The sequence below is a fragment of the Pseudonocardia hierapolitana genome, from assembly GCF_007994075.1.
GTDB lineage: Bacteria > Actinomycetota > Actinomycetes > Mycobacteriales > Pseudonocardiaceae > Pseudonocardia > Pseudonocardia hierapolitana.
Window position 1 is genome coordinate 5284760 of sequence record NZ_VIWU01000001.1, and the last position, 21622, is coordinate 5306381.

20 protein-coding genes and 2 tRNA genes are annotated in these 21622 nt (G+C 73.4%); 4 read left to right on the forward strand and 18 right to left on the reverse strand.

Annotation, left to right across the window (positions count from 1 at the left end; all coding sequences use genetic code 11):
• Positions 1-7: 7 nt before the first annotated feature.
• Positions 8-415 (reverse strand): tautomerase family protein, encoded by a 408-nt coding sequence (locus FHX44_RS25120; protein WP_212612636.1) that lies wholly within the window; start codon positions 413-415, stop codon positions 8-10.
• Between the two features lie 28 nt (positions 416-443).
• Here FHX44_RS25120 and FHX44_RS42295 point away from each other — a divergent pair, with 28 nt between their 5' ends.
• A complete protein-coding gene (locus tag FHX44_RS42295; RefSeq protein ID WP_170309033.1) occupies positions 444-629 on the forward strand; it encodes a sterol carrier protein domain-containing protein in 186 nt (61 codons plus the stop codon).
• A gap of 493 nt (positions 630-1122) precedes the next feature.
• On the opposite strand, the gene FHX44_RS25125 is transcribed toward FHX44_RS42295, so the two are convergent.
• The 3 genes from FHX44_RS25125 to orn form a co-directional block, all read right to left on the reverse strand.
• A tRNA-Lys gene (locus FHX44_RS25125) sits at positions 1123-1195 on the reverse strand.
• An 80-nt stretch (positions 1196-1275) separates the two neighbouring features.
• Positions 1276-1351, reverse strand: a tRNA-His gene (locus tag FHX44_RS25130).
• 39 nt (positions 1352-1390) lie between these two features.
• On the reverse strand, positions 1391-2017 hold the full coding sequence (orn, locus tag FHX44_RS25135) for an oligoribonuclease (protein WP_147258044.1): 627 nt from the start codon (positions 2015-2017) through the stop codon (positions 1391-1393).
• A 102-nt stretch (positions 2018-2119) separates the two neighbouring features.
• Between orn and FHX44_RS25140 the strand changes: the two genes are divergently transcribed.
• Both FHX44_RS25140 and FHX44_RS25145 read left to right on the forward strand, forming a co-directional pair.
• Positions 2120-3667 (forward strand): helicase HerA-like domain-containing protein, encoded by a 1548-nt coding sequence (locus tag FHX44_RS25140; protein ID WP_147258045.1) that lies wholly within the window; start codon positions 2120-2122, stop codon positions 3665-3667.
• A 166-nt stretch (positions 3668-3833) separates the two neighbouring features.
• Positions 3834-4766: a manganese catalase family protein gene (locus tag FHX44_RS25145; protein ID WP_147258046.1), complete on the forward strand. Its 933-nt coding sequence runs from the start codon at positions 3834-3836 to the stop codon at positions 4764-4766.
• 9 nt (positions 4767-4775) lie between these two features.
• Here the strand turns inward: FHX44_RS25145 and FHX44_RS25150 are convergent, their stop codons facing one another.
• The 11 genes from FHX44_RS25150 to FHX44_RS25200 form a co-directional block, all read right to left on the reverse strand.
• Positions 4776-6350 carry a PH domain-containing protein gene (locus tag FHX44_RS25150; protein WP_147258047.1) on the reverse strand — a complete coding sequence of 525 codons (1575 nt, stop codon included), beginning with the start codon at positions 6348-6350 and terminating at the stop codon, positions 4776-4778.
• Complete coding sequence (locus FHX44_RS25155) at positions 6347-6853, reverse strand: PH domain-containing protein (RefSeq protein WP_147258048.1); 507 nt, start codon at positions 6851-6853, stop codon at positions 6347-6349. The genes FHX44_RS25150 and FHX44_RS25155 overlap by 4 nt, the downstream gene beginning before the upstream one ends.
• 115 nt (positions 6854-6968) lie before the next feature.
• Positions 6969-7271, reverse strand: coding sequence for a hypothetical protein (locus FHX44_RS25160; RefSeq protein ID WP_147258049.1), 303 nt, complete (start codon positions 7269-7271; stop codon positions 6969-6971).
• A gap of 41 nt (positions 7272-7312) precedes the next feature.
• Positions 7313-7762: an Hsp20/alpha crystallin family protein gene (locus tag FHX44_RS25165; protein ID WP_147258050.1), complete on the reverse strand. Its 450-nt coding sequence runs from the start codon at positions 7760-7762 to the stop codon at positions 7313-7315.
• Positions 7756-8259, reverse strand: coding sequence for a DnaJ domain-containing protein (locus FHX44_RS44275; RefSeq protein WP_147258051.1), 504 nt, complete (start codon positions 8257-8259; stop codon positions 7756-7758). The genes FHX44_RS25165 and FHX44_RS44275 overlap by 7 nt, the downstream gene beginning before the upstream one ends.
• A 47-nt stretch (positions 8260-8306) precedes the next feature.
• Positions 8307-9179, reverse strand: a complete 873-nt coding sequence (locus FHX44_RS25175) for a ferredoxin family protein (RefSeq protein ID WP_147258052.1) — start codon at positions 9177-9179, stop codon at positions 8307-8309.
• A gap of 13 nt (positions 9180-9192) precedes the next feature.
• A complete protein-coding gene (locus FHX44_RS25180; RefSeq protein WP_147258053.1) occupies positions 9193-10842 on the reverse strand; it encodes an AMP-binding protein in 1650 nt (549 codons plus the stop codon).
• A 41-nt stretch (positions 10843-10883) separates the two neighbouring features.
• The gene (locus FHX44_RS25185; RefSeq protein ID WP_147258054.1) at positions 10884-12614 is read right to left on the reverse strand and encodes an ArnT family glycosyltransferase; all 1731 of its coding nucleotides are present in this window, start codon (positions 12612-12614) and stop codon (positions 10884-10886) included.
• Between the two features lie 170 nt (positions 12615-12784).
• Positions 12785-14734, reverse strand: a complete 1950-nt coding sequence (locus tag FHX44_RS25190) for an ArnT family glycosyltransferase (RefSeq protein WP_425469152.1) — start codon at positions 14732-14734, stop codon at positions 12785-12787.
• 80 nt (positions 14735-14814) lie between these two features.
• Positions 14815-16227 (reverse strand): sensor histidine kinase, encoded by a 1413-nt coding sequence (locus tag FHX44_RS25195; protein ID WP_342792940.1) that lies wholly within the window; start codon positions 16225-16227, stop codon positions 14815-14817.
• Complete coding sequence (locus FHX44_RS25200) at positions 16224-16964, reverse strand: response regulator transcription factor (RefSeq protein ID WP_147258056.1); 741 nt, start codon at positions 16962-16964, stop codon at positions 16224-16226. The genes FHX44_RS25195 and FHX44_RS25200 overlap by 4 nt, the downstream gene beginning before the upstream one ends.
• Before the next feature lie 138 nt (positions 16965-17102).
• Here FHX44_RS25200 and FHX44_RS25205 point away from each other — a divergent pair, with 138 nt between their 5' ends.
• Entirely contained in the window at positions 17103-17759 is a 657-nt protein-coding gene (locus FHX44_RS25205; RefSeq protein ID WP_147258057.1) for a DUF2461 family protein, read from the forward strand.
• 68 nt (positions 17760-17827) lie between these two features.
• Here the strand turns inward: FHX44_RS25205 and FHX44_RS25210 are convergent, their stop codons facing one another.
• The 3 genes from FHX44_RS25210 to FHX44_RS25220 all read right to left on the reverse strand — a co-directional run bounded on the left by FHX44_RS25210 (position 17828) and on the right by FHX44_RS25220 (position 21556).
• Positions 17828-19786: an ArnT family glycosyltransferase gene (locus FHX44_RS25210; protein ID WP_147258058.1), complete on the reverse strand. Its 1959-nt coding sequence runs from the start codon at positions 19784-19786 to the stop codon at positions 17828-17830.
• The gene (locus FHX44_RS25215; RefSeq protein ID WP_147258059.1) at positions 19783-21045 is read right to left on the reverse strand and encodes a bifunctional glycosyltransferase family 2/GtrA family protein; all 1263 of its coding nucleotides are present in this window, start codon (positions 21043-21045) and stop codon (positions 19783-19785) included. The genes FHX44_RS25210 and FHX44_RS25215 overlap by 4 nt, the downstream gene beginning before the upstream one ends.
• A gap of 88 nt (positions 21046-21133) precedes the next feature.
• Positions 21134-21556: a VOC family protein gene (locus FHX44_RS25220; protein ID WP_147258060.1), complete on the reverse strand. Its 423-nt coding sequence runs from the start codon at positions 21554-21556 to the stop codon at positions 21134-21136.
• Between the last annotated feature and the right edge of the window lie 66 nt (positions 21557-21622).

Below are 21622 nucleotides of genomic sequence, written 5' to 3' on the forward strand. Positions count from 1 at the left end.
ACGGTGGCTAGCCGTTGAGCTGCCTGAGGGCGTCGACGATCTCCGGGTCGTCGGACTGCAGGCGTCCGGCGAATCCGGCCATCTCCAGCGGATAGTGGTTCATCATGATGAGTGTCTCGTCGGTGTTGGCCAGGCCGGAATAGGCCTCGCTCACCGCCGCATGGATTCTGGCAGCCATCGCGCGTCGGGCGTCGATGCTGTTCAGCTCGGGAGCCTCCAGGAAGCACATCGGCCGGGGCGGCTCGGCTCCGACCCGCCCGTCCTGGGCGACGTTCTCGGCCGGGTACTCCCGCAGCCACACGCGGACGTCCTGGAAGTGGTAGGCCTCCTCGATCGCATCGCTGACCTGCCGCATCAGCTTCTGCTTGGTCCCTGCGTCGGCTCCGACCGGAGCTTCGATCATCAAAATCGGCATCGTCGTCGCTGACAGCGAGTTGCAGGCGGTGCGATGCGAGCCCGAGTCCGGCGACGCGGTGTTGCGCAGCGACCCCGATACCTTCTCCGCGTTGCTGGCCGGCCGGCTCACCCTCGCCGCCGCCGAGGAGTCCGGCGCCGTGAGCCTGGAGGGCGACCGGGCCGCCGTCGAACGCGCGCTCCAGCTCTTCCCGGTGCCGGAACCGGTTGGCTGACGATCCAGGCGCGGTGGGGCCTGTTGTGGGTGCGCCGTCCCGGCTCGGGCCGGACCGGCCCGGGGTTGATGTCGTGGCACCCCGGGTTCGCCGGTCCGGGTGCTGGGTCCCAGAAACGCGACGGGCGAGGCGGGTTCGCGCTTTCCGGGACGCCTCGTGCGTGCTGCGGCGTGAAGGGGTGCGCCGTGAAGGGGTGCGCCGTGAAGGGGTGCGGAACCTGGGTGCCCGGGACGGGGGGTCCGGGGGGCGAAGCCCCTCCGGGTGGGGTCTGGGGGCTGCGCCCCCAGAAAAAGCGACGGGCGAGGCGGGTTCGCGCTTTCCCGGACGCCTCGTGCGTGCTGCGCCGTGAGGTTTCTGCGGAACCTGGGTGCCCGGGACGGGGGGTCCGGGGGGCGAAGCCCCTCCGGGTGGGGTCTGGGGGCTGCGCCCCCAGAAAAAACGACGGGCGAGGCAGGTTCGCGCTTTCCGCGAACACACCTCGCCCACTCGCCCGTGCGCCGCCAGGGACTCGAACCCCGAACCCGCTGGTTAAGAGCCAGCTGCTCTGCCAATTGAGCTAGCGGCGCCTGCCGTTGCGCCCTCCCGCTCGGCGCCCGGAAACGCTAACACGCGCTTCCGGAGGCCGTGCGGCGGGGGTGCCTCGGCATGGGGTGAGTGACGGGACTTGAACCCGCGACTTCCTGGACCACAACCAGGTGCTCTACCAGCTGAGCTACACCCACCATGCGTTCCCGGCCTGGACCGGGGATGCGACATCAAGCTTAGCGTGGGGTCTGCGGGACCTCGAAGCGGGTTGCCGGGAGGCTCGCGGCGACGGCCTGGGCGGCCTCGGTGGTCGGTCCGGGAGGGGCCACGAACAGGGTGCGGCGGTAGTACTCGAGTTCGCGGATCGACTCCATGATGTCGGCGAGGGCGCGGTGGGCGAGGCCCTTCTCCGGCTTCGCGTAGAACACGCGGGGGTACCAGCGCCGCGCGAGCTCCTTGACGGAGCTGACGTCGACCATGCGGTAGTGCAGGTAGCCGTCGAGTGCCGGCATGTCGCGGGAGAGGAACGCGCGGTCGGTGGCGATCGAGTTGCCGGCGAGCGGGGCGCTGCGGGGGTCGGGCACGTGCCGGCGCACGTAGTCGAGCGCGAACTGCTCGGCCTCCGCGATGGTCACGGTGGAGGCGCGCACCGCGTCGGTGAGCCCGGATCGCTCGTGCATCTCGCGCACGACCTCGGGCATGCCGGCGAGGGCGGTCTCGTCGGCGTGGATGACGAGGTCGACGCCTTCGCCGAGCACCCTGAGGTCGCCGTCGGTGACGAGTACGGCGATCTCGATGAGCGCGTCGCGCCCGAGGTCGAGCCCGGTCATCTCGCAGTCGATCCACACCAGACGGTCGGTCACGGCGCCACACTATGCCCACGGGCGGGCGGAGGTCCTGCTCCGGAGCGTGTCGTCGTTCGGAGATCGGTTCGGAGCCCGTTCTCGGCTGTACGCTGCCTCGCCGTGGAGAACACGGCCGCCCGCACCGCCGCGCAGGAGATCGCCGCTGGGTACGCGACCGAGGGGGCGGCCCTCGAGCTGGGTTGCGTCCTCGTCGACGGCGCGCCCGATTCCGCTGCCCGGGTGCGGATCCCGTTCGCGACGCTCAACCGCCACGGCCTCGTCGCGGGCGCCACCGGCACCGGCAAGACCAAGACGTTGCAGGGGATCGCCGAGCAGCTGTCGGCGGCGGGCGTGCCCGTCCTGCTCTCGGACATCAAGGGCGACCTCTCCGGGATGGCGCGCCCCGGCGAGGGCGGGCCGAAGATCGAGGCCCGGGCCGCGGAGACCGGCGACGACTGGACGCCCACGGCGTACCCGGTCGAGTTCATGTCGCTCGGTGGCGGCAGCACGGCGGTGCCGATCCGGGCCACCCTCACGCAGTTCGGCCCGATCCTGCTGAGCAAGGTGCTCGACCTGAACGACACCCAGGAGTCCACCCTCGGGCTGATCTTCCACTGGGCCGATCAGCGGGGGCTGCCGCTGCTGGACACCAAGGACCTGCGCGCCGTCATCCAGCACCTCACCTCCGACGAGGGCAAGGCCGATCTCAAGGGCATCGGCGGGGTCTCCTCGGCCACGGCGGGGGTGATCCTGCGGGCGCTGGTGAACCTGGAGGCGCAGGGCGGCGACGACTTCTTCGGCGAGCCGGAGTTCGACCCGGCCGACCTCATGCGTCAGGTCGACGGCAAGGGCGTCGTCACGCTGCTGGAGCTCTCGGACCAGCAGGCCAACCCGCGGCTGTGGTCGACGTTCCTCATGTGGCTGCTCGCGGAGCTCTTCGAGGAGCTGCCGGAGGCCGGTGACCTCGACAAGCCGAAGCTCGTGTTCTTCCTCGACGAGGCGCACCTGCTCTTCGACGGTGCCTCGAAGGCGTTCCTGGAGCGCATCGAGCAGACCGTGAAGCTGATCCGGTCGAAGGGCGTCGGGGTGTTCTTCTGCACCCAGCTGCCCACGGACATCCCGAACGAGGTGCTCTCGCAGCTCGGCGCGCGGATCCAGCACGCGTTGCGCGCGTTCACGCCGGAGGACCAGTCCGCGCTGTCCAAGACCGTGCGGACCTACCCGAAGACCGCGGTCTACGACATGGAGAACGCGCTGACGTCGCTCGGCATCGGCGAGGCGATCGTCACGGTGCTCTCCGAGCGGGGTGCACCCACCCCGGTGGCGTGGGCCCGCATGCGCGCTCCGCGCTCGCTGATGGCCGCGATCGGCGCGGATGCCGTCACGGAGGCGGCGAAGGCGTCCCCGCTCTTCGGGAAGTACGGCGAGACCGTCGACCGCGAGTCCGCGTACGAGAAGCTCACGGCCAAGATCGCGGCGCCGGCACCGGCACCCGCTGACGCCCCGCCGCCGCCCCCGGCGCCCGAGCCGGAGCGGCGCCGGGAGGAGCCGGGCATGGTGGCCGAGGTGCTCGGCTCGCCGGTGGTGAAGTCGTTCTTGCGCTCGGCGGCGAGCGCGCTGGGCCGCGAGATCACCAGAGGTCTCTTCGGCACCCGCAGGCGTCGCTGACCGCGCTGCCCGAGGTGTAACCCGCGTCACGCGGGGGTATCGCGCTGTCGAGCGGTGAGTCGCTCGCTGATCCACAAATTGTGGAATGCGAATTCGATCAATTCTCCGTGCTGCCTCATGCACGGAGAACGAGAGCGCGCAACCGGACGGAAAGCGAGGCAGCTCGATGTTCATGCACGTCCAGCGGCTGATCAATGAGATCGTTCCGGACGAGCCCGACCCCGCGGCGGCGAATGCGCTGCAAGAAGGGCTGGGTGGTCAGTTCGGCGAGATGCGCACGATGATGCAGTACCTGTTCCAGAGCTTCAACTTCCGCGGCAACGGCCAGGCCAAGCCCTACCGCGACCTCCTCTACGGCGTCGGCACCGAGGAGATCAGCCACGTCGAGCTGATCGCGACGACGATCGCCCGTCTCGTCGACGGATCTCCCCGCTACCAGGGTTCGAGCACCGCCCCGCTCGACGAGCCTGCGGCAGGTGGCGCGACACCGCTGTCGACGGCGCTGTCGAACGGCAACATCCACCATTTCCTCGTCGGCGCGCAGGGCGCCATGCCGGTGGACGCCGTCGGCAACCCGTGGTCGGGGTCCTACGTCTACAACAGCGGCAACCTGGTTCTCGACCTGCTGTACAACCTGATGCTCGAGTCGACCGGGCGGCTGCAGAAGTGCCGGATCTACGAGATGACCGCGAACAAGACCGCGCGGTCGACGGTTTCCTACCTGATCGTCCGTGACCAGGCGCACGAGAACGTCTATGCCAAGGCGCTCGAGAGCCTCGGGGTGGACTGGGGCAAGGTGCTGCCGATCCCGAAGACCAAGGCGGAGCGCTACCCGGAGGTCAAGACGCTGCTCGACCAGGGGCTGGGCGAGAAGCAGTACCTGTTCAGCGCCGACAACCTCAGCGAGGCCGGCAAGATCCTGCAGGGGGCGTCGGCGTTCAAGGACGGCACGACCCTGAGCACGGACATGGGCCGGCCCGAGGGCGTGCCGCTCGAGACGGCGCCGGAGCGGCCGGAGGAGTTCGCGCCCGGTCTGGACGAGGCGCTGCTCCAGCTCATCCAGGCCACCTCGGAACAGGAGCTGAAGACCAGCGGCTGAGACGGCGCGCTATGACGTCGTGAACCGGGTCAGCAGATCCGGGGTCGTCGCGTCGGCCAGCAGCACGCCGTCCCGGGCGGCCACGTCGAGCACCGGGTAGCCGCCCGCCCCGGCCGCCGTGACCGCCTCCACGTCGACGAGCCCGGCACGGCGTTGGAACACGCTCTGCCGGAAGGTCCAGCCAATCACGCCGGTCCGCTGCAGCGCGACCGTCCGCCGCCGCACCGAGCCATGGCGGGTGACCAGGTAGCGGGCGGTCAGCTGGTGCCCGAGGTTGCGGTAGCGGTCGAGCGCGAGCAGCAGGGCGACCGGGAGCAGCACGAGGCTCACCGGCCCGAGCCAGGCGACCGACACGACCTCTCCGACCACGAACGCGATCACCACGAGCGCCGAAGCCGGTAGGAGGGCCCTGGTCAGCCTGCGTTGCAGCGCGGCGCGAGGGTGGCGCAGCAGCGGGGCGAGCGTGGCCAGTTCGGGGTGCTCCCGCAGCGCGACCGCGGCCACCCGGTGCGCCTCCCTGCGCGGAGCGGGTGGTTGGAGGGCGCTGCCCTGGGGGTCGCGGGACAGGCCGGTGGCCAGAGCCCGGGTCTGGGCGCCCCGGCCTGCCCGCAGCAGCAGCGGCTCGACGATCTCTGCTCCGCGCAGGCGCTGCTCCGACACCGAGAGCGACCGGCGGGTCAAGAGCCCACGTCGCACCCGCAGCGCGCTGCCGTCGGTGGTGAACTCCCGCGTGAGGCGGTAGGCGTACCAGCGCTCGGCGAAGAGCAGCAGGGCGCCCACGACCGCGACGACGAGCAGCAGGGCGCCCACGACGCCCACACCCACCCAGATCGGCGCGGCGGTGAGGCGATGGGCGGCCTCGTCGACGGCGGGGACGTCCCGCGGGTCCACCCCGAGGTCGTCGAACAGGTTGTACACGGCCGCGAACACCGCACCGACGCCGGCGACCGAGGAGAACGTCAGCGGGGCGAAGCGCAACCACGACCACCGCAGCCGGGCCAGCTCGTCCACCCGACCTCGCTGCCGCTCGGCCGGCCTCGCCGGGCCTCCTGTCGATGGCGCGCTCGCCAGCTGTGACATCGATTCGCCCGCTGACGCCCCCTCGTCGGCCGGCGGCGCGACCGCGGCGGACCGGTCCAGCAGCTCGTGGCGCAGCCGGTCGGCCTCCGCCTTGCTGACGGCGTCGAGGGCGAGCCCTCCGCTCTCCGACGACGAGCCGGACGCCGCGCTCACGTGCACGACGCTGAGCCCGAACACGCGGTGCACCAGCTTCGCGGTGAGGTCGACGGTGCGGATCCGGTCCCGGGGCACCGACCGGCGCTGGCGGCGCAGCCACCCGGTGTGCAGCTCCACCCGGTCGGGGGTGAGCCGGTACCGGGTGGTGCGCCAGCGCACCAGCCCACCGAGCACGAGCGCCAGCGCGATGCCCAGCGGCACCCACAACCGCCCGACCGCGTCGCCCTGCCCGGTCAGAAGGAGCACCACCGCCACCGGCAGCAGCCGGACCGCCCCGGACAGCGGCGTCACCGCGAGCATCCGCTTGTCCAGCCGCCGCCACGGCGGCTCGTCGGGCCCGGGCGTCACGTCGCGTCCCCGGGGGTCGCCTGCGTGGTCTCGGTGAGCAGGCGGGCGAGCTCCGCGGCCGCTCCCTCGTCGAGGCCGCGGATCGTCACCGGGCCGCGGGCCGACGCCGTGGTGACCGTGACGCTCGCGAGCTTCAGCAGCTGCTGAAGCGGCCCGTGCTCGGTGTCGACGGTCTGCACGCGCGAGATCGGCGCGATCCGCCACTCCCGCACCAGCCAGCCCGACAGCGTGTAGACGGCCTCGGGGGTGACCTCCCAGCGGTGGACCCGGTAGAGCAGCGGCGGTACGGCGATCCCGTAGACGAGGCAGGCCACCAGCGTGGCCACGGTCGTGGCCATGAGCCAGCCCGGTGCGTCCCCGGCGAGCACCACCAGCCCGACGGCCTGCGGGGCGGCGAGCCCGAGCCCGGTGAGCAGGGCACGCATCCGCCACCACCGCACGGCCCGCGGGCTCACCTGGTGGGCAGGTGGACGCAGCGGCAGGGCGATCGGCGCGGCGGACATGCCAGGAGTTTGCCCGCTCCACGCACGGTGGTCCGCACGCGACGCGCGCCGCACGCAGCTGGGCTGGTGCGCCACAGGAGTCGTGGCCGCACCAGCCCCTGCAGAGACGCTGTCATCACACGGGTGGGTGCACGGGGCGCGGGGGTCCGCGCTGCCGAGGCCGTGGTCGCGGATGGCCGGGCCCGCCCGGCTCTCCCGGCGATGCCGCGCGGCGGCGGGGGCGTACGGGCCAGGGGTGGTACCCGGCGGCGCCGGAGGGCGGGCGCCGAGGCGGGCGCGGGTCGAGGGCGTCGGAGGTGGTGGCGTAGTTGGCGGCGATGATCGAATCGAACTCGGCGCGCAGGAGTTCCGGATCCGCGCAGACGAGATCGGCCAGCGGCGGTCCGGCCGGGAGTGTGGTGTCGACGGGTTCGGTCATGGCACGTCAACTCCTGGGGGTGGCATTGCCCCCTTGCACCTTCAGGCGTTGATCTCCTTCTGCCGGCTGCCTGCCGCGTCGACGGCGATCTTGCGCGGCTTGGCCTCCTCGACGACCGGGATCCGCAGGGTCAGCACGCCGGCGTCGAGGGTGGCGGAGATGTTGTCCACGTCGAGGGTGTCGCCGAGGAACAGCTGCCGGGACACCGCGCCGACGGGGCGTTCGGCGACCTGCATCTCGACCTGCATCTCGACCTGCTGATCGGCGACGGGGCGACGCTCGGCCTTCACGGTGAGCACGTTGCGCTCGACGTCGAGCTCGATCGCCTCCGGGTCCACGCCGGGCAGGTCGAACGCCACCACGAACTCGTCGCCGGAGCGGTAGGCGTCCATCGGCATCGGGGTGGGCCCGGACCAGCCGCCGGGGGAGGCGCCGCGGACCTGCCGTGTGAGCCGGTCGAGCTCGCGGAACGGATCGGTGCGCATCAGCATCGCGGAGGCACTCCTCTCGTGATCCGGATCACTCCGATATCTCCGATGGTAACTACAGGCTTCCTGCCCTGCAAGAGGAGGTAAGACGGAAGTTGTCGGTGGAGGTCTACCGAGTGCTGCCGCCGCTCCGGCGGGGTGGGAGCGGATCGACGCGCACCTGTCCCACCCGGATCAGGGGCTCCTCCCGTTCCCTGCGGTGCAGTCGGACGGCGACCGGTACCGGCGTGCCCGCCGGCCGATGCTCGGCGCGGGCCCGGAGGTCGGCGTCGTAGCGCGCGCCTGGCCGGGTCGCGCAGCACCTGGTACGCCTGCTGGATTGCTGCGAGATCAGGCGGTGGATCGGGCTGATCCGGATCGGTCGCCGTCGGGTGGCGGACGTCCGGGTGCAGCTGCCGGAGCCGGCGGCGGTAGGCGCGCGCCAGCTCGGTGCCGTCGGCGGACGCGTCCACTCCGAGTAGCTGGTACAGGTTCACCCGTGCCTCCCGGGTGCAATCCATCTCTCGCGGGGAGAAGGCTAAATCTCCAGTGAAGACTGGAGCAAGTGTTAGTCGGGAAGCATACGGATGACGGTGGCCTGCAGCGACTGCCACGGGGAGGGGTCGGTGCCGCAGGACAGCGGGCGCGGGGCGCCGACGATCGGCGCCACGTCCACCGCCCAGCGTCGCCCGTCGCGTGCCGTGACGACGGCGCCGTCCGGCGTGTCGGTGACGTGGAGGGCGTCGGCGTCGCGCAGGCCGGTGGCGCCGCGGACGGCCAGCTCGGCGATCTGCCCTGCCGGCGACCAGGTGCTGCGGCCGCGGCACGCCGCGGTGTCGACCTCCCCCGGGAACGCGGCCTTGCGGGCCGCGATCGCCGTGGCGGGGTCGAGCCGGCCGTACGCGTAGCCGGTGGGCAGCACGAGCGCGGTGGGCGCGAACCGGTGGCCCCCGAGGTGGCTGCACTCCCACACGTGCTGCTCGCCCGCGTCGACGATGGAGAGGGCGAGCGCCCGGCCGTCCACGGCGCAGCAGCGGTCGCGCCTGCCGTGGGTGCACACCAGCAGCAGCGGGTCGTGGACGGGCGCGCCGGGCAGCGGCTCGTCGGGGCCGGGCAGCTCGAGGCCGGCGAGCTCCTCCGGGTCGCCCACCGTGAAGGTGGTGGCGCGGGTCGCGCCCGGCGTGGTGTCGGCGAGGAAGACCCGCAGGGGCGCACCCACCTCGCCGCGGCGCCCGGGGCGGCGGATCAGCAGCAGGCGCCAGCCGGGGGCGGTGGCGAGTGCGGCGAGCGCGGGCTCGGGATGGGTCGTGAGGTCGGTCGGCCATGCACCGCGCTGCTCCACGCACACCCAGCGACGGGCCAGCGGCGCGGTGCCGGCGAGCGGCTCGTCGCGCGCGAGCGCGAGAAGGCTGCACCGCTGCCACCTCGCGTCCGGGTCCACCCCCGAACAGTACCTAAGCCTTACCTAACTCAGTCGGGTGACTCCGCTCACGGGTGCCCCCCAGCTCGCGGTGCACCACTTTCCCGGTGGCGTTGCGGGGCAGCTCGTCGACGAACTCGACGTCCCGAGGCACCGCGAACCGGCTCAGCTCGGCGCGCACCCAGCCGCGGACGTCGTCGGCGCTCACCTCGACGCCCGGCTCCAGCACGACGTACGCGGCGAGCCGCTGGCCGTACTGGTCGTCCGGGACGCCGGTGACGGCGGCCTCGCGGACCTCGGGCCGGGCCGCGATGAGGTCCTCGACCGGGCCGGGATGCACGTTCTCCCCACCAGAGACGATCATGTCGTCGGCGCGTCCGGTGAGGTGCAGCAGGCCGCGCTCGTCGAGACGGCCGACGTCGCCCGTGCCGATCATCCGGCCGCGCCGCTCGACGTCGGCGCCATCGCGCGTGTAGCCGGCGAACGGCATGTCGTTGTGGACGAACACGCGGCCCTCGGTGCCCGGCGGGACCGGGCGGTCGTCGTCGCCGAGGATCACCAGGCGGGTGCCGAGGGGGGCGCGGCCCGCCGTGCCGGGAGCGGCCCGCAGGTCGGCCGGGCCCGCGATGCTCACCCACGAGACCTCGGTGGAGCCGTAGAGGTTGTAGAGGACCTCGCCGAAGCGGTCCATGAACGTGGTGGCCAGCGCGGCGGGCAGGGCCGACCCGCTCACCGCGACGATCCGCGGGCGATGCTCCGACCAGGCCTTCCCGAGATCGGCGGCGGGCAGCTCCAGCACCCGTTGCAGCATCACCGGCACCGCGAAGACGGCGTCGACGCGGTGCTCCTCGGCGATCCGCAGGAACTCGGCGGGGGAGTACCTGCGGGCGAGCACGACCGGCGAGCCGTGCAGCACGGCGAGCTGCAGCGCCGCGTACCCCCATGTGTGCAGGAGGGGCGCGGCGATGAACGCGGGCTCGCCTGCCCGCAGCGGGATCGCCGAGAGGATCGCGGCGGCGGGGGAGATGCTGTGCACCGGCGGGCGGCGCGCGCCCTTCGGGGTGCCGGTGGTGCCGGACGTCAGCACGATCGTGTGCCCGGCGGGTGGCCGCCGCGGCAGCGGGCCGGGGCCGTCGAGGTCGCCGAGTGCGGTGTCGGTGACGACCCGGACGTGCCCCGGGAGGCCGGCGAGCGCAGGCTCGAACTCCTCGTCGGCCACCACCGTGTGCAGGCGCAGCTCGCCGGCGACCTCGCGGAGCTGGGTCGCGGAGAGCCCGACGTTCAGCAGCACGGCATCGGCACCCAGCTTGCCCCCGGCGATCTGGCCGGCGATGGCGCCGCGGTGGTTGCGGCAGAGCAGGCCGAGGCGCGTGCCCGGCCCGACGCCGGACGCCGCGAGCCCGCGGGCGACCGCATCGGTCCACGTCGCCAGCTCGGCGAACGTGAGCGCGCCCGCGTCGTCGACGATCGCGGTGCGGTCCGGGTGCCGCACCGCTCCCGCCGTGTAGCCCGCGGTGATCGTCAGGCCGTACCGGGCGAGGCCGGCCGTCATGCCGAGCAGCCGGTCCGGGCGGATCGGCCGGACCACGCCGTTGCGGGTCAGCGCCACCACCGCCCGTGCGGACCCGACCGCCTGCTCCACTCCCGACCGCGCGACCTCGAGAACCCGTGCGACGTCGACCACGCTCCCAGTCTCGCAAGCACGCGTCGGCTACGCAGGTGCGCTCATGGCCTCGGTTTCGCGAAGTCGTAGACGGTGCTGTCGTCGGCGGTCGTCGATTGGAAGGTCTGCTGCACCCAGGTCGAGATCGCGGAGGCGCGGCCCCTGGCCGGGCCGGCGTCGACGAACCAGCGCACCTCGCCCGCCGCGACGATGGCCTGGAACTGCTCGAGGGTGGGGGCGGGGTCGTTGCCGGAGAGGCCGCCGATGCCCATCACGGTGGTGTCGCTGGCGAGCGCGAGGGTGGCGCTGTTCTGTGTGCCGACCGTGGCGGCCGACCACTGCCTCCCGGTCGAGCGGAGCAGTTCTCGCAGCTCCGGACCGGGGGCGGCCGGGCCGTGCGCGCCCGCATCCTGGCCCTCCGTGGCCGTGATGTGTGCGGCGTAGGCGGCAGGTCCCGCCAGCGCCATCAGCGCCATGGTGGTTCCCACAGCGGCGGCTCCCCGGCGCCTGACGGCCGCGCCGACCAGCACGACCCCGATCACGACCGCGGCCGCCGCGACGACGACCCACCGGGGCACGAACTCCGGCGTCCGGTCGAGCAGCAGCCACGCCCACGCCACCGTGCCGGCCACGAGCAGCGCGAGTGTTCCGCGGCCTGCCCACCTCCGCCGCCGCTCCCACAGCACTGCGCTGCCGATCCCGACGAGCGCCGCGACGCCGGGTGCGAGCGCCACGGTGTCGTACGAGTTGTAGCTGCTGACGGCGAGGGCCAGCGCCGCGGTCGCGGTCCAGCCGCCCCACAGCAGGAGCGACGCGCGGGCGGCATCGGTGCGGGGCGCGCGACTCCTGAGCAACAGCCCCACCAGGAGCAGCGCGAGCGCGGCGGGCAGCAGCCAGCCGACCAGCACCGCGCTCCGCGCGTCGGTCATCCGCTCGAGCTCAGGGGCGCTGCCGAGGAACCGCCCGAGGCCGCCCTCGCCCATCGCGAGCTCCAGGGCGCTGTCGGTCCGGGAACCACCGATGTAGGGGCGCGTCGTGGAGGGCCGCAGCTCGACGAGTGCGTACCACCACGCACCGGCGACGACGACCGCGACGCCCGCGGCCAGCAGGTGCAGCACCCGTCGCCAGAACCCGGTCGGGGCGGCCACCAGGTAGGCCAGCGCGAGCGCGGGCAACGGCACGAGGGCCTGGGCCGGGTTCGTCAGGAACGCGAGCCCGACCAGCACGCCGGCCAGGAGCAGCCAGCGCGGTCGCGCGGCCTCGACGGCACGGACCGTGGCGTACGCCGCAGCGACGAGGAGCAGCACCAACAGCGCGTCCGGGTCGTTGTAGCGGAACGTCGCGACGGCCGCAGGCGTGAGCGCAAGGGCCGCTCCGGCCAGGAGCCCGGCGCCGGAGGTGGTGACCCGGCGCACGGCGGCGCAGAGCAGTGCCACCGCGCCGACCCCCATCAGCGCCTGGGGCACGAGCAGGCTCCACGAGGAGAGCCCGAACATCCGCGCGGACAGCGCCATGGCCCAGAGCGAGCCGGGCGGCATGTCCACGGTGACGACGCTGCCGGCGTCGGTGGAACCGAAGAGGAACGCGGTCCAGTCCTGCGCCATGCCGTGGACCGCGCCCGCGTAGTAGATGTTCCCCCAGCCGACGGACCCCAGGTCCCAGAGGTAGAGGGCCGCCGTGCCGATCAGCAGGCCGGCCGATGCACGGCGCTCGAAGCGGGTGAGCTTGCGCCGCGCAGGCCCTGGCGGCCGGACCGGACGGAGGTTGGGGACGGTATCGGCGACAACGCTCATGGAGCCTCCTCACCGGTGCTGGTCGGCGCGCCGTGTCCGGCGGTGCTGCACCCAGGGTCGCCTCGCCCGACCGGGCACGTGGTCTCACACGACCGGTGCGTGGCCGAACGGCAGCGGAGAGTCCGCGAGCGGCATCGCCGACGAGAAGTCTGAGACCGTCAGCGGGAGGCTCACAGCTTCGGTTGCGTCAGGTCGTACACCGTCGTGCCGCCGATCGTGATCGGCGTGAAGCCGTCCTGCACCCACAGGCCGATCCGGTGCGCTTCGTCGCTGCCCCCGCTCGCCGTGTTGCTGCGGCCCGCCTCCCCGACGAAGTAGTGGATCCGCCCTTCGGCGACGAGCTGCTGGAACCCCGCGAGCGTGGGGAAGGGGTCGGTGCCGTTGAACCCGCCGAGCGCCATCACCGGCTCGCCGCTCGCGAGCTGGTAGCCCGCAGCGCTGTTGGAGCCGATCGTGGCCGCGGCCCAGGTGTACGAGCCGGCATCGCGGTGCAGGAGCGCGGTGAGCTCGGCCGACGGGGTCGGGGCGCCCAGGAGGTTTCCGCCCGTCATGACTCCCTCACCCCGCGTGCCACCGCTGGCAGGCCCACCACCAGCGGGGCCGCCTCCGGGTGCGCCGACGAGCACGCGGCCACCGCCGGGGCCGCCCATGCGCGCGTCCCGCGGACCGGAGGACGGGATGGCACCGGTGTGCGGCGTCGCCGCCGTCGCGATCGACCAGCCTGCCGGCGCCGCGAGCGCCGCCACCACCGCGACGGCGACCACGCCCGCCCGTGCCCCGCGACCGAACCGGTGCACGCCGAGCAGCCCGCCGGATCCGATCAGCGCGAGTACGAGCACGGTCCACGCGAGCCACGGCTGCCAGCCGGCGCGGTTCAGGAGGACGACCGCCCACGCCGCCGTGCCCGCGAGCACCACGGCGAGTACGGCGCGGGCGGCGATCTGCGCGCGCCGCCGCCAGAGCTCCACGGCCCCGATCCCGACCAGCGCGCCGATCGCCGGCGCCAGCACCACCTGGTAGTAGCTGTGGAAGATCCCGGCCATCAGGCTGAAGACTCCGGTGGTCACGACGAGCCACCCGCCCCAGGTGAGCGTCGCCGCGCGCAGCCGGTCGGTGCGCAGCTCCCGGCGCGTCCACCACAGAAGCGCGCCGAGGAGCACCAGCGCGGCGGGCAGCAGCCAGGACGCGTCCCCGGCATAGCTGCCGGTGAACAGGCGGGTGAGGCCGGTCGGTCCCCAGCTGCCGCCGCCTCCCATCTGACCGGGAGCGACGCTGCCCACCTCGTCCCCGGTGAGACGACCGAGGCCGTTGTAGCCGAGCACCAGCTCGAGCACGCTGTTCGTCTGGGAGCCGCCGATGTACGGCCGGGCGTCCGCAGGCCACAGGTCCACCGCGAGCACCCACCAGCCGGCGCTGACGAGGACGGCGACGCCCGCGAGCAGCAGGTCGCGCATCCGTCGGGCGAGGCCGACCGGGGCGGCCAGCAGCCAGACGGCCGTGAACGCCGGCAGCACGAGGAACGCCTGCAGCATCTTGGTCAGGAACCCGAGCCCGACGAGCACGCCCGCGAGCACCAGCCAGCGCGTCCGGCCCGCCTCGACCGCGCGCAGCACAGCGTACGTCGCGGCGACCAGCAGCAGCGTGAGCAGCGCGTCCGGGTTGTTGAACCGGAACATCAGCACCGCCACCGGCGTGAGCGCGCAGACCGCGCCGGCCAGCAGCCCGGCCGCCGCGCCCGCCGTGCGGCGCACCGTCGCGTACAGGAGCGCGACCGTGGCGACGCCCATCAGCGCCTGCGGCACGAGAATGCTCCAGCTGCTCAGCCCGAAGAGCCGCACCGACAGGCCGGTGACCCACAGCGCGGCGGGCGTCTTGTCCACGGTGATCGCGTTCGCGGCGTCGGAGGAGCCGAAGAACCATGCGGTCCAGCTCTCGCCGCCTGCCTGCGCGGCCGCCGAGTAGAACGCGTTGGCCCACCCGGACGCGGACAGGCCCCACAGGTAGAGCAGCGCGGTGCCGGCGAGCAGGCCGGGCAGCGCGGCCCACCGAGCCCACGGCGGGCGGCGGGGAAGCGGGGCTGCCGGAGGCGGTTCGGTGCGAACGGAGATCGTCGTGGCCACGGTGCCGAGGTTGGTGCGGCGAGCTGTGCCGTCCCGGTGCCGCGGCTGTGCACGAGCTGTGGGCGACACTCCAGTGGCGCTCAGGCCGCTCTCGGGAGGCTCACCGTGAACACCGTGCGGCCTGGGGTGCTCTCCGCTTCCACCTTGCCCGCGTGCGCTGCGATCACTGCTCGCACGATCGCCAGCCCGAGGCCGGTGCTGCCGTTGTCGCGGGAGCGGGAGGTCGAGCCGCGGGCGAAGCGTTCGAAGATGTGCGGCAGCAGGTCGGGGGCGATGCCGGGGCCGTCGTCGGTGACCGAGAGCCGGGCACACGATCGCTCCGCGGCGAGCGCGACCGTCACGTTCGTGCCGGGTGGGGTGTGGGTGCGGGCGTTGGCCAGCAGGTTGGCGAGCACCTGGGCCAGCCGCGAGCCGTCGCCGGGCACCACCACCGGCTCCTCCGGCACCGCGAGCTGCCAGTGGTGATCCGGGCCGGCCGCGTGCGCGTCGGCCACGGCGTCGACGACGAGCCGGGCGAGGTCGACCTCGCCGCGTTCGAGGGGGCGGCCGGCGTCGAGGCGGGCGAGCAGCAGGAGATCCTCGACGAGCGCGGTCATCCGTTCGGTCTGCGAGGCGATGCGGGTGAGCGAGTACTCGACGTCGGCGGAGAGCTCCTCGCGGCGGGTGAGTTCGGTGTACCCGCTGATCGCGGCGAGCGGGGTGCGCAGCTCGTGGCTCGCGTCGGCGATGAACTGGCGCAGCTGCATCTCGCTCTCGTGCCGCACCTCGAGGGCCGACCCGACGTTGTCCAGCATCCGGTTGAGGGCGCTGCCGACCTGCCCCACCTCGGTGCGCGGGTCGACGTCCGGCACGCGCTCGACCAGCGACACCTCGCCGCGGTCCAGCGGCAGCGTGCTCACCCGTGCGGCCGTCGCCGCCACCCGTTCCAGGGGGCGCAGCTCCCGCCGGACGACCATCGCCGCCGCGGTGCCCGCCCCGGCCAGCGCAATGCCCGTGACGACCAGCTCGATGAGCACGAGCGATGTCACGGTCGCCTGCACGGGAGCCTCCGGCAGCCCGCTGACGATGACGTCGCCCAACGGGGTGCGGGTCGCGAGGAGGCGGAAGTCGCCGAGCTCGCCGAGATCGACGCTCCGCGGTGGTCTCCCGTCCTGGAGGCCCAGGAGGTCGGGGTACTCGGACTCGGGCACCGGCCGCGGGTCCTCGCCGATCGGGAACACCGCCGCGGCGACGACCTCGCCGTCGCGGATGACCGCGGTGAGGGTGTCCGGGGGACGGGGACCGCGGTCGGGCACCACGAGCGCGGGCGGGGAACCCGGCTCGGCGCGGATGAACACCCGGTTGGACGCGCGGACCTGGTCGTCGAGGCGGTGGATCAGGAACTGGCGCAACGAGATCGTCGTGACGACGGCGATGAGCGCCGATGCGATGGCCAGCAGCAGCAGCGTGGTGGCCACCAGCCGGGTGCGCAGCGAGTAGCTGTTGCGGATCACCCGCCTGCCGCCGGCTTGAGCACGTACCCCGCCCCCCGGACGGTGTGGATCATCGGTGCGCGCCCGGCGTCGATCTTCTTGCGCAGGTAGGACACGTAGAGCTCGACGACGTTGGACTGGCCGCCGAAGTCGTAGTTCCAGACTCGGTCGAGGATCTGGGCCTTGGACAGCACGCGCTTCGGGTTGCGCATCAGGTAGCGCAGGAGCTCGAACTCGGTGGCGGTGAGCTCGATCAGGTCGTCACCGCGGCGCACCTCGTGGCTGTCCTCGTCGAGCACGAGGTCGCCGACCACGAGCTCGGAGCCGTGCCGGGCGGCGGTCATCCGGGAGCGGCGCAGCAGCCCCCGCAGCCGCGCCACCAGCTCCTCCAGGCTGAACGGCTTCGTGACGTAGTCGTCGCCGCCCGCGGTGAGCCCGGCGACGCGGTCCTCCACGGCGTCGCGGGCGGTGAGGAACAGCACCGGCACCTCGGGGGCCTCGGCACGCAGCCGGCGCAGGACCTCGAGGCCGTCGAAGTCGGGGAGCATCACGTCGAGCACGACGGCGTCGGGGCGGTGCTCGCGGGCGGTGCGGACGGCGGCGGCGCCGTCGGCGGCCGTCCGCACGTCCCATCCCTCGTAACGCAGCGCCATCGACAGCAGCTCCGACAGCGACGCCTCGTCGTCGACCACCAGAACCCGGATCGGACCACCGTCGGCCCGCCGCAGCTCAGGTCCGGTGTCCCGCATCGTCGCCATGCTAGCCAGGCTCGCGCGCGTGGCTGTGGCCCCGATGGGCGGAACCTGTGCGAAACCTGTGCGCCTTCGAGGGAACCGGAGCGCCCCCGCCGTCGTCCATGCCGGTCACCACCTCGCGTCGACCGACAGGAGCACGACATGTTCACCGGCTGGCCCAGCGGCGCCACGGCGTTCCTCGCCGAGATCGAGGCCGACAACACCCGGGCGTTCTGGGAGGCGAACGGCCACCGCCACGCCACCGCCGTGCAGGGGCCGATGCGCGCGCTCGCCGCGGAGCTGGAGCCCGAGTTCGGGCCGATCCGGGTGCTGCGCGCCCACCGCAACCGGCGTTTTCGGCCCACCGCCCCGCCCTACCGCACCGACACCGGTGGGGTGGGCAGCAGCCCGGGCGGCGCGGCCCTCACCGTCGTGCTGTCGGCCACCGCCCTGACCACGGCGGTGGGGCACTGGATGTTCGACTCCGGTCAGCTGCGCCGCTACCGGGTGGCGGTGCTCGAAGCGGCGGGCGAGCGGTTGCCGGGCCTGCTCGCGGCACACCGGGTGGACCGTCGCCGTTCCCTGCGCGGTGCGCCCCGCGGCTTCAAGGGCGACCACGCGCGGATCGACCTCCTCAAGCTGCTCGGGCTGCAGGTCGTCACCACGAGACCGGCGGGTCCGTGGCTCTCCACCGCCGAGCCGCTGGAGTGGGTCCGTGCGGCCTGGCGGGCGGCGGCGCCGGTGGTGGCCTGGTTGGACACGCACGTGGGCCCGGCCGACCCGGTGCCGCCGCGGCCGCGCCCGGCTCCGACCGGGTGAGCCGTGAGTGGCCGTGCCCCGGAGGGACGGGGCACGGCCACTCGTCAGCCGGTGGGCGGGAGGGGGGATCAGCCCGCCGGCTGGGTCAGGTCGTAGACGGGCCGGCCGCCCACGGTGGTGGAGGTGAAGTTGTCCTGCACCCAGCTGGCGATCTCGGAGTTGCCGACCGGGCCGCCGCCGCCGATGAAGTAGTGCACCTCACCGGCCGCGACGAGCGCCTGGAACCGCTCCAGGGTCGGCGCCGGGTCCCCGCCGTTGAAGCCGCCGATGCCCATCACGTCGACGCCCCCGGCCAGGGCGAGGCCCGCGCTGTTCGACGCGCTCGTGGTGGCCGCCGCCCACTTCGTGCCGGCGTTCTGCAGCAGCGCTACGAGCTCGGGGTCCGACGGGTTGCCCCGGGAGCCGAAGCCGCCGCCCGGGCCGCCCTGGACGATGACGCCTCCCGCGCCTCCGTCGCCGCGCCGCGCGCCGTCCGGGCCGGGACCGAAGCGCACACCGCCGCCCGGGCCGGAGCCTGCCGTGGCAGGGCCCGCCGTCGGGTTCCCGCCGTTGTGCGTGCTCGTGATCGTGTCGGCGGCGTAGGCGACCTGCGCGGCGCCTCCCGTGAGCAGCACGGCCAGCGCCGCGACGGCGGTGAGCCTGCGCCATCGTGCTCCGATCAGCAGCGCGGGCACGGCCACCGCGGCCACGGCGATCACGACCCAGCGCAGCCACGGCACGAAGTCGGGCGTGCGCGCGAGCAGCACCACCGCCCAGGCCGCGGTGCCTGCCGTGATCACGGCGAGCGTGATCCGGGCCGGCCAGGTGGCCCTGCGCCGCCACAGCTGCTCCCCGCCGATCCCGACGAGCGCGGCGATGCCCGGGGCGAGGGCCACGGTGTAGTAGGGGTGGAAGATCCCCTGGGCGAAGCTGAACACCGCCGCGGTCACGACCGTCCAGCCGCCCCAGACCAGGAGGGATGCGCGCAGGCGGTCCGTGCGCGCGGTGGGCCACGTCAGCACCAGGCCGGCGACCAGCAGCACGAGCGCGGCGGGCAGCAGCCACGAGACCTGGCCACCGACCTGCTCCCCGAACAGGCGCGTCCAGCCTGCGGCGCCACCGAAGCCTCCGCCGGCACCCGGTCCGGCCTCCGCGCCGGGCGGCGGCTCCATCCCGGCGGGCGGCTGCATCACGCCGCGACCACCGCCACCCTGGCCGAAGATCCGGCCGAGCCCGTTGTAACCGAACGTGAGGTCGAGGACGCTGTTGTTCTCCGAACCGCCGATGTATGGCCGCGAGCTCGCGGGCCACAGCTCCGCGATCGCCACCCACCAGCCCGCGCCCACGACGACGGCGAGGCCTGCGGCGAGCAGCTGCCGGATCCGCCGCCAGAACCCGGTGGGAGCCGCCACGAGGTAGGCGAGCGCGAGCGCCGGGACCACGATGAAGGCCTGCATCATCTTGGCCAGGAACGCGAAGCCGACGAGCGTCCCGGCGAGCACGATCCAGCGCGTGGATGCGCGCTCCATCGCGCGGACCGTGGCGTACGCGGCGGCGACGAGCAGCAGGACGAGCAGCGCGTCCGGGTTGTTGTAGCGGAACATGAGCACGGCGATCGGCGTCAGCGCGAACACCCCGCCCGCGAGCAGCGCCGCGGCGGGGCTCGCGACCCGGCGCACGGCCGCGTACAGCAGGGCCACCGCGCCGACGCCCATCAGCGCCTGCGGCACGAGCATGCTCCATGAGGAGAGCCCGAAGATCCGGGCCGAGAGCGCCATGACCCACAACGACGCGGGTGGCTTGTCGACCGTGACGGTGTTGCCTGCGTCGGTGGACCCGAAGAAGAAGGCGGTCCAGTTCTGCGTCATCGCCCGGACGGCGCCCGCGTAGTAGGTGTTGGCCCAGCCCTCGGCGCCGAGGTTCCACAGGTAGAGCGCGGCGGTGCCGACGAGGAGGACCGCGAGGGCGATCCGCTCCGTGCGGCCGCGCCGCGGGCGTTCGGTCGCGGCGGCGGGTGCCGGGCCTGCGGTGGCGAGGGTGGCGGTCATGCCGAGGTCTCCTGACGGGCCGGTGCGGCCGGGCGGGCGGTGTGCGTGCGGAAGATCCAGGAGCGGTACGCGACGAACCGCAGCAGCGTCGACAGCGCGTTCGCCACGATCAGCACCAGCAGCTCGACGGCGTGGCTCGCGGTGGGCACCCACGTGTGCAGCGCGGCGAGGGCACCGCTCGTGAGCGCGAGACCCAGCCCGAAGACGATCAGCCCCTGCAGCTGGTGGGTGGCGGCGCCCGCCGAGCCGCGCACCCCGAACGTGAGCCGCCGGTTGGCCGCGGTGTTGCCGACGGCCGTGATGACGAGGGCGAGCAGGTTGGCCGCGTAGGCCCCGACCGGCTCGCGCAGCAGCAGGAACAGCAGCGCGTAGGCGAGGGTGCTCGCCACCCCGATCGCCGCGAACCGCACGAGCTGCCCGGGGAGGCCGGTGGGCACGCCGGGAACCGAGGTCGGCAGCGCGTCCCGGCCGAGCCGGCCGCGCAGCTCGGCGAGCGGCAGCCGCCCGGTCGCCAGTGCGCGCCCGAGCCGGGCGATGCCCTTCAGGTCGGCGATGGCGGTCGCGACGATGTCGACCCGGCTGTCCGGGTCGTCGACCCAGTCGACGGGCACCTCGTGGATGCGCAGCCCGCTCCGCTCGGCGAGCACGAGCAACTCGGTGTCGAAGAACCAGCCGGCGTCCTCCACCAGCGGCAGCAGCCGCCGGGCAACGTCGGCGCGGATCGCCTTGAACCCGCACTGGGCGTCCGAGAAGCCGGCGCCGAGGGTGCCGCGCAGCAGCAGGTTGTAGGAGCGGGAGATGAACTCCCGCTTGGCGCCGCGGACCACCCGCGAGCTGCGCGCGAGCCGCGTGCCGATCGCGAGGTCCGAGTGCCCGGAGATCAGGGGTGCGACGAGCGGGAGCAGTGCGGCCAGGTCGGTGGACAGGTCCACGTCGCAGTAGGCCAGCACCCGCGCGTCCGACGCCGACCAGGCCTCCCGCAACGCGCGGCCCCGGCCCTTGTCGGCCAGCCGCAGCGCAGTGACGTCCGGCAGCTCCGCGGCCAGCCGTGCTGCGATCCGCGGCGTGGCGTCGGTGCTCGCGTTGTCCGCGATCGTGATGCGGAACGGGAAGGGGAACTGCCCGGACAGGTGCTCGTGCAGCCGGCGGACCGACGGCTCGAGATCCACCTCCTCGTTGTGGACGGGCACGACGATGTCGAGCACGGTGCGCTCGGACCGTCCGTGCCGAGGAGGCCGGAGTGCGGTGTCGACGCTCATGGAGCCCAGCGTTCGACCGGGCCCTATCGGCTGCTTGTGCCGATCGTGTGTGCGAGCTGTGTCCCGTCCCGAGCCGCGGTGAGGCCGGTCACCCGGCGGAGGCGCTCGAAGCGCCCAGGATCTCCAGGTAGTGCGGGTTGTACATCACGCCGAGGATGTTGCCGAACGGATCGACGACCGACGCGGTGACGAACCCGTCCGACCTCGGTGTGATCGGCTCGTGCACCCGTGCTCCCATGGCGAGCAGCCGCTCGACGGCCGCGTGCACGTCGTCGAGGTGCCAGAAGATGATCTCTCCTGACGGCTCCCCGTGCCGGTGCGGGGCGAAGCGGGCATCGATCAGGCCGAGCTCGTGCTGGTAGTCGCCGATGCGGAACTCCACGTAAGCAGGCTTCCCGTCCGGGCCAGGGACGCTGAAGTACGGCTCGACGCCCACGAGCTCGGTGTACCAGCGCGTCGCGGCCTCCAGGTCCTGGGCGAAGTACGAGACGGTCGCGAATCCTCGCAGCACGGCTGCTCCTTCGTGGTGGTTCGTCGTGGACGACGACCATGGTGGCGAGCTGAAGTGCTCATCTTC

Excerpts from the sequence above, each read along its gene's own strand:
- FHX44_RS25145 (WP_147258046.1), top strand. The coding sequence starts at position 3,834 with ATGTTCATGCACGTCCAGCGGCTGATCAATGAGATCGTTCCGGACGAG.
- FHX44_RS25210 (WP_147258058.1), bottom strand. The coding sequence starts at position 19,786 with ATGACCGCCACCCTCGCCACCGCAGGCCCGGCACCCGCCGCCGCGACC.
- FHX44_RS25205 (WP_147258057.1), top strand. The coding sequence starts at position 17,103 with ATGTTCACCGGCTGGCCCAGCGGCGCCACGGCGTTCCTCGCCGAGATC.
- FHX44_RS25165 (WP_147258050.1), bottom strand. The coding sequence starts at position 7,762 with ATGCTGATGCGCACCGATCCGTTCCGCGAGCTCGACCGGCTCACACGG.
- FHX44_RS25120 (WP_212612636.1), bottom strand. The coding sequence starts at position 415 with ATGCCGATTTTGATGATCGAAGCTCCGGTCGGAGCCGACGCAGGGACC.
- FHX44_RS25155 (WP_147258048.1), bottom strand. The coding sequence starts at position 6,853 with ATGTCCGCCGCGCCGATCGCCCTGCCGCTGCGTCCACCTGCCCACCAG.
- FHX44_RS44275 (WP_147258051.1), bottom strand. The coding sequence starts at position 8,259 with ATGGATTGCACCCGGGAGGCACGGGTGAACCTGTACCAGCTACTCGGA.
- FHX44_RS25160 (WP_147258049.1), bottom strand. The coding sequence starts at position 7,271 with ATGACCGAACCCGTCGACACCACACTCCCGGCCGGACCGCCGCTGGCC.
- FHX44_RS25200 (WP_147258056.1), bottom strand. The coding sequence starts at position 16,964 with ATGGCGACGATGCGGGACACCGGACCTGAGCTGCGGCGGGCCGACGGT.
- FHX44_RS25215 (WP_147258059.1), bottom strand. The coding sequence starts at position 21,045 with ATGAGCGTCGACACCGCACTCCGGCCTCCTCGGCACGGACGGTCCGAG.
- FHX44_RS25185 (WP_147258054.1), bottom strand. The coding sequence starts at position 12,614 with ATGAGCGTTGTCGCCGATACCGTCCCCAACCTCCGTCCGGTCCGGCCG.